Origin of the sequence: Vibrio sp. 10N.261.51.C6 (assembly GCF_041471785.1) — a bacterium.
Lineage (GTDB): Bacteria > Pseudomonadota > Gammaproteobacteria > Enterobacterales > Vibrionaceae > Vibrio > Vibrio crassostreae_C.
Genome location: NZ_JBFRPB010000159.1, coordinates 1 through 220 on the forward strand (window position 1 = coordinate 1; position 220 = coordinate 220).

At 43.6% G+C, this 220-nt stretch carries 1 tRNA gene; it reads right to left on the bottom strand.

The features are described from left to right. Positions 1-70 precede the first annotated feature (70 nt). Positions 71-147: transfer RNA gene (locus AB4375_RS21675), tRNA-Trp, on the bottom strand. Between the last annotated feature and the right edge of the window lie 73 nt (positions 148-220).

Consider the following 220-nt stretch of genomic DNA (forward strand, 5'->3'; position numbering starts at 1 on the left):
ATTTTTACTTTAATTGGTATTAGATTCAGAAAGCAAAAAGGCTCTAGCATTTCTGCTAGAGCCTTAAATATGGCAGGGGTGGAGAGATTCGAACTCCCAACACGCGGATTTGGAATCCGCTGCTCTGCCAATTGGAGCTACACCCCTAAAACTTTCATTACTTCAGATTCGAAAAAAACCTCGCACTAGGCGAGGTTATCGAATAAGTGGCGGAGTGGAC